This window comes from Dysgonomonas hofstadii (assembly GCF_014196915.1).
In the GTDB taxonomy this organism is placed as follows: Bacteria; Bacteroidota; Bacteroidia; order Bacteroidales; family Dysgonomonadaceae; genus Dysgonomonas; species Dysgonomonas hofstadii.
Genome location: NZ_JACIEP010000033.1, coordinates 1 through 5,703, shown reverse-complemented (window position 1 = coordinate 5,703; position 5,703 = coordinate 1). Strand labels below are relative to the sequence as shown.

The window sequence follows — 5,703 nt, the reverse complement described above, 5'->3', positions numbered from 1 at the left end:
GAATGTCAGGTTTTAACAGTTGTTGGTATTCTTGCAGGTTGCTAAACACAGGCAGCAAAGAGTATTAAAAAAATATCGTATTTTTGTCAGGATATTTTTTTATGTTGAAATGAATAGACTGGTGGAATTCTTAAAACAAAAATAATGCATCCACAAACCCAAGAGTTAAGAAGCAGGTATAGCCCCGATGGTTCCGATTTACGGGAACTCCAGCTCAAAATGCTGGATATCTTACGGATTGTAACAGATATATGTGACCGTCACGGATTGACTTACTGGTTAAGCGGTGGTACATTATTGGGAGCTGTGGTGCATGACGGTTTTATCCCCTGGGATGACGACATTGATATAGAAATGCCACGTCCGGACTACAAAAAATTGCTTAAGATATTACCGGGAGAATTACCTGAGCATTTGTATCTCCAAACTCCCAAAGAAAAGGGATATCCAATATTACTGTCAAAAGTAAGAGACCGGAATTCTATTGTTTATATGAAAGATGAGGATACTTCAAAATATAAGATAAAGGGTTTTTTTATCGATATAGCACCTGTCGAAAGAAGTTATATGTGGGTAAAAAGAATACTGGATAATATGTATGGGAGAGCTTTCAGGCGAATAAAAAGAGGACAGCCCTTCCGTTCGGGGAGGCAATTGTTTGAATTTGTTACATCTTTGGTTTTATACCCCGTAAGTATACTCCTGATAGGTATTGCCCGCATTATTTGCTCCATAACCCGGCCGGATTCTTTTGTATACAGCTATGGTATAAATGCAAACCATTGTCAGAAAGCTGGCGATCTGCTTCCTGTAAGTAAAATCAAATTTGAAGGGATAGAATTTGCTGCGCCGCATCATCCGGCGATATATTTATACAATCAATATAGATGTGACTATACAATTATTCCACCTGAAAGCGGACGGCCTCAGCACTTTATAAAAATAGAATATATATAATTTACAATCCCATCGATGTTATCAGTTTGGATTCTGCTGCTTTCGCTTTTTCTATCGATTCTTTGTTTGTTGCGTCTATGTTATATTTAGCTGGCGATGGAAGGACTAGCCTTGTGCCAAGGGGAACATTGTTAGGGTTCTTTATCTTGTCTTTGTTCTCTTCGTAGATGTAGATCCAGAAAGACTTATGGCCGTAATGTTCCAGTGCGATATTACGCATCGTATCGCCTCGTTTAATTATCGCTGCTCCTATAGGCTTGTTTATGTCTGCTTTTTCTTCCTGCTGGGTTGTGGTAGATTTAACGGAGTCTACTTTATTAGCGGCTAACGAATCGGGAATCAGAGTATTCTCTTTTTTCGGTTCTCCGGCTTTTTCTACCAATTCTTTAGGTTCCCTGTCTGCCGGGCCGTCAGTAAGGTATTGTGCTATTTCCTGAAAGAATAATGCACATACGGCAAAGGCAGCTATAATGATAAAGATGAAAGAGCCTAATGTGATAAGTCTTCGTCTTCGCTTACGCCTATTCCGCTCCTGGAGGGCGTCAGCAACTTCTGTTTCAGCTTCTTTTTCCGGTGATATTTGGGTTTCTTCTTCCCGTTGAGTTATAGATTCCTCTGTTATCCTTTCCCGAGGTTCTTCATCAGGATTAAGCTCCGCTTCTGGTTCTTTGCTCTCCTCTTGTAGTTCACTTGTGATTTCAGTCTCCTCTTGAACAGGAGTAGGTCTTTCGGCCTTGGATTCTTCTTTTTCAGACTCAATTTCTTCTATTGCCTGATAAATAGCCAGAGGTTCATTCTCAACCTTAATCTCTTCAGTGGTATCTGTATCATCTGTATCCTCAGCATTATCATCGTCGATAACAGCCTCTTCGGTTTTCTCTACATCCTCAAAAGATACTCCATCTTCAAGGATAACACTTTCGAAATGAGCAAATGGACGGTTTATAGCTTCTTTTAGGGATTTTTCCGGCGTAAAGCTGAGTTTGTAGTGAGCTGCTATTTCTATTGCCTCACCGGTATTTACGTCCACACTCCTGCGAGGATTGACCTTTACCAGCTTGAATGTTCCGAAATCCTTGATCTTTACAGGTTCATTGCTTTCTATATTTTCGGAAATAACGGCAACTAACTCACGCAGAAACGTTTCTGCGTCTTTCTTTGTGATCTCCTTTTTCTTTGCCAGAAGATCAATTAAATCCTGAAGGTTTAAACGTTCATTCATCTACTTCCAGCTTTTTAAGGTTATCTTTTATTGTTTGGCCAGGACGAAATGACAGGGAAATCTTAGGAGGTACCAGAAAGCGTTGTTTCGATACCGGATTGACAGAGATGCGCTCTCCTTTCTTTTTAGTTTCAAATAAGCCGAATCCTTGGATGTTAATAGAATTTCCATCTTCCAGATTCTCCCGGATAAGTGAAATTGTCGATTCAAGGACATCGGATGTCTCACGTTGTGTCCATCCCATGCGCTTTGCTAAAGCTGCTATTAATTCCTGGTTTGTCATTGGCTATATATTAAGGTTTTAAGTCACATCTCCGTATAAGTCAAAAGGCTGAGCACCGTCGATCTTAACCTGATAAAACTCTCCAATATTAAGTATTTTATTTTTCCTGACCAAAACTTCGGGGTCTACTTCAGGCGAATCATACTCTGTACGGCCGATATAGTAGTCTTCTTCCTCTCTGTCGATGATGACTTTTAGTGTACGCCCTATCTTTTCCTCATTGATCTCAAGTGCTATGCGTTCCTGCAATGCCATCAGCAGATCCATGCGTTCTTGCTTTACCTCATCGGATATTTCATCGTTATAATGGGCATAAGCATAAGTCCCATCTTCATGTGAATAAGGAAATGCTCCCATCCGTTCGAAGCGGATGTCTTTCACAAACTGAAGCAGCTCCTCAAAATCCTTATGTGCTTCTCCCGGATGTCCTACCATCAGCGTAGTTCGGAGATGGATACCCGGAACCTCCTCCCGTATTCTTTTCAATAGATCGTAAGTCTGTTGCTTTGTAATATTGCGGCGCATCTTTTTCAGCATGTTATCACTAATATGTTGCAACGCAATATCCAAATACTTGCAAACATTATCATTTTCTCGCATTACACGTAGCAGGTCATAAGGAAAATTTGCAGGATAAGCATAATGCAGGCGGATCCATTCCACTCCTTCAACTTTTGCTATCCTTTCTATCAGTTCGGGAAGCTTTGCCTTTTTATATTTATCTAGTCCGTAGAAAGATAAATCCTGAGCTATTACCTGAAACTCTTTGACTCCCGAAGCAACCAGCCCTTTTACCTCTTCTACTACTTCTTCTATGGGGCGGGACTGATGTTTTCCCGTCATTATGGGAATAGAGCAATAAGAACAAGTGCGATTACATCCTTCGGATATTTTTAAATACGCATAATGGCTTGGTGTTGTTATATTACGCTCGAGAGCTAAATCCTGTTTATAGGATTTGCCCAGATCTGAAATAAGCGCTTTCCACCCGAATTTCCCATAGAAGTTATCCACTTCGGGTATCTCAAGTTTTAGCTCTTCCATATATCTTTCTGTAAGGCATCCCATTACAAAAAGCTTATTTAGCTGGCGATCTTTTTTGGCTTCCGCAAATTCGAGGATCATATTAATAGACTCCTCTTTAGCATCACCGATAAAACCACAAGTATTAATTATCACTATTTCACCTTCCGACACTACGGGGTCATGCTTTACTGTATACCCATTTGCCAGAAGCTGCTTCATTAGCAGTTCCGAATCAACGAGATTTTTAGAGCATCCGAGTGTTATAAGATCTATCCTGTTTTTCTTCATTATTTACTCTCCAAACAAGCTGTTGACGAACTCTTTTCGTCTGAATACCTGAAGGTCATCTATTCCTTCACCCAAGCCTATATATTTTACCGGTATTTTAAATTGATCTGAAATGCCGATTACAACACCACCTTTAGCTGTTCCGTCCAGTTTTGTTATAGCCAGAGCTGTAACATCAGTAGCTGCAGTAAACTGGGTAGCCTGCTCAAATGCATTTTGTCCGGTAGATCCATCCAGTACAAGAAGAACTTCGTGTGGTGCTCCGGGAACGATCTTATCCATCACTTTCTTTATTTTGGTAAGCTCATTCATCAATCCTATCTTATTATGCAAACGGCCGGCCGTATCGATGATAACTACATCGGCATTGTTCGATTTTGCTGAACTAAGCGTATCGAAGGCTACAGAAGCCGGATCGGAACCCATTGCCTGTTTAACCACAGGGACTCCGACTCTTTCGCCCCAGATAACAAGTTGTTCTACGGCAGCGGCACGGAATGTATCGGCGGCACCCAGATAAACTGATTTTCCTGCTTTCTTAAACTGGTTGGCCAGTTTTCCGATAGTTGTTGTTTTCCCTACACCGTTAACTCCTACTACCATAATTACATATGGCATAGTATCTTCCGGCAAAGAAAAATCTTCTGTATCTACCGAATTGTTTTCTGTCAGCAGGTTTGCGATCTCATCCCGTAGGATGGAATTCAGTTCCTCTGTGTTGATATATTTATCTCTGGATACGCGCTTTTCTATGCGTTCTATAATTTTCAGTGTAGTGTTTACTCCTACATCCGATGTGATCAATACTTCTTCCAGATCGTCGAGTACATCGTCATCCACCTTCGATTTTCCGGCAACGACACGTGACAATTTGGAAAACATTGATTCTTTGGTCTTTTCCAGACCTTTATCAAGATTCTCTTTCTTTTGTTTCGAGAAGAAATCAAACAAACCCATTTTTATTCTTTTTGATTGTTCAGCATACTTTTTTAGTATACTAAAACCCTGTAAATACCTTTTTTCTAGCCTACTGCAAAGCTACAAAATGGAAAATAAAAAACCTCCTTACAACTAAGTGAAGGAGGTGTTTTAGATATTTTTAACAAGATTACTTAGCGAAATAATCTTTTACTGATTCGTTAGGAACCATTTCTTCTTTGAAAGTGTAAGCACCCGTTTTAGGTGATTTCTCCATTTTGATTACTTTTGCATAGTTACGACCGTCTTTCGATGAAGCGTCACGGTAACCTGCTACTGCTTTCTTTGCCATGGTTTATCTTGTTTTTACTTGATTTCTTTATGTACTGTCATCTTTCTAAGGATCGGGTTGTATTTCTTCAACTCAATTCTTTCGGTAGTGTTTTTTCTGTTCTTTGTTGTGATGTAGCGTGATGTACCCGGCATTCCGCTTTCTTTGTGCTCTGTGCACTCAAGTATCACCTGAATTCTGTTGCCTTTTGCTTTTTTTGCCATTTCTTAATCCTCCGATATTTTATGCGTTCAAATACCCGTCTGTAGCCGCTTTTTTCAATGCAGCATCAAGACCGATTTTATTAATTGTACGAAGACCGGCGGCAGAAACATTCAGGCTGATCCATACATCTTCTTCTACCCAGTAGAATTTTTTTCTAAAAAGATTGACATTGAATTTTCTCTTGGTCTTTCTGTTAGAGTGAGAAACATTGTTGCCAACCATAGCTTTTTTTCCTGTTATTTGACAAATCTTGGACATCGCTATCGTATTTTATATTTATTTTTTTATATTATTCGTGTGCAAAATCGGGATGCAAATTTAGTTATATTTTTCAAACTTACAAATATTTATAAAGTTAAAGTTCTAATTATTTTCTATTCCGTTTGGATTTCCATAATGCAATAACAGTTACCAATTAATAAAAACGCAGTATAATGTTAAAACCTGACAGAT

8 protein-coding genes are annotated in these 5,703 nt (G+C 39.4%); 1 reads left to right on the top strand and 7 read right to left on the bottom strand.

What is annotated here, in order from left to right:
* Nucleotides 1-144: 144 nt before the first annotated feature.
* Nucleotides 145-957 (top strand): LicD family protein, encoded by an 813-nt coding sequence (locus GGR21_RS20655; protein WP_183309134.1) that lies wholly within the window; start codon nt 145-147, stop codon nt 955-957.
* A 1-nt stretch (nt 958) separates the two neighbouring features.
* Here GGR21_RS20655 and GGR21_RS20650 read toward each other — a convergent pair whose 3' ends face one another.
* The 7 genes from GGR21_RS20650 to rpmB form a co-directional block, all read right to left on the bottom strand.
* On the bottom strand, nt 959-2,179 hold the full coding sequence (locus tag GGR21_RS20650) for an HU family DNA-binding protein (protein ID WP_183309133.1): 1,221 nt from the start codon (nt 2,177-2,179) through the stop codon (nt 959-961).
* Nucleotides 2,172-2,462, bottom strand: coding sequence for an HU family DNA-binding protein (locus GGR21_RS20645; protein WP_183309132.1), 291 nt, complete (start codon nt 2,460-2,462; stop codon nt 2,172-2,174). The genes GGR21_RS20650 and GGR21_RS20645 overlap by 8 nt, the downstream gene beginning before the upstream one ends.
* Before the next feature lie 18 nt (nt 2,463-2,480).
* Entirely contained in the window at nt 2,481-3,776 is a 1,296-nt protein-coding gene (gene rimO / locus GGR21_RS20640) for a 30S ribosomal protein S12 methylthiotransferase RimO (protein WP_183309131.1), read from the bottom strand.
* A gap of 3 nt (nt 3,777-3,779) precedes the next feature.
* Nucleotides 3,780-4,733: a signal recognition particle-docking protein FtsY gene (gene ftsY, locus GGR21_RS20635; RefSeq protein WP_183309130.1), complete on the bottom strand. Its 954-nt coding sequence runs from the start codon at nt 4,731-4,733 to the stop codon at nt 3,780-3,782.
* Nucleotides 4,734-4,884: 151 nt separating this feature from the next.
* On the bottom strand, nt 4,885-5,046 hold the full coding sequence (locus GGR21_RS20630) for a DUF4295 domain-containing protein (protein WP_183309129.1): 162 nt from the start codon (nt 5,044-5,046) through the stop codon (nt 4,885-4,887).
* 14 nt (nt 5,047-5,060) lie between these two features.
* Nucleotides 5,061-5,249, bottom strand: coding sequence for a 50S ribosomal protein L33 (rpmG, locus tag GGR21_RS20625; RefSeq protein WP_183309128.1), 189 nt, complete (start codon nt 5,247-5,249; stop codon nt 5,061-5,063).
* A 19-nt stretch (nt 5,250-5,268) separates the two neighbouring features.
* Nucleotides 5,269-5,508, bottom strand: coding sequence for a 50S ribosomal protein L28 (gene rpmB, locus GGR21_RS20620; RefSeq protein WP_183309127.1), 240 nt, complete (start codon nt 5,506-5,508; stop codon nt 5,269-5,271).
* Nucleotides 5,509-5,703: the final 195 nt, after the last annotated feature.

Excerpts from the sequence above, each read along its gene's own strand:
- GGR21_RS20655 (WP_183309134.1), top strand. The coding sequence starts at position 145 with ATGCATCCACAAACCCAAGAGTTAAGAAGCAGGTATAGCCCCGATGGT.
- GGR21_RS20650 (WP_183309133.1), bottom strand. The coding sequence starts at position 2,179 with ATGAATGAACGTTTAAACCTTCAGGATTTAATTGATCTTCTGGCAAAG.
- GGR21_RS20645 (WP_183309132.1), bottom strand. The coding sequence starts at position 2,462 with ATGACAAACCAGGAATTAATAGCAGCTTTAGCAAAGCGCATGGGATGG.
- rimO (WP_183309131.1), bottom strand. The coding sequence starts at position 3,776 with ATGAAGAAAAACAGGATAGATCTTATAACACTCGGATGCTCTAAAAAT.
- ftsY (WP_183309130.1), bottom strand. The coding sequence starts at position 4,733 with ATGGGTTTGTTTGATTTCTTCTCGAAACAAAAGAAAGAGAATCTTGAT.
- GGR21_RS20630 (WP_183309129.1), bottom strand. The coding sequence starts at position 5,046 with ATGGCAAAGAAAGCAGTAGCAGGTTACCGTGACGCTTCATCGAAAGAC.
- rpmG (WP_183309128.1), bottom strand. The coding sequence starts at position 5,249 with ATGGCAAAAAAAGCAAAAGGCAACAGAATTCAGGTGATACTTGAGTGC.
- rpmB (WP_183309127.1), bottom strand. The coding sequence starts at position 5,508 with ATGTCCAAGATTTGTCAAATAACAGGAAAAAAAGCTATGGTTGGCAAC.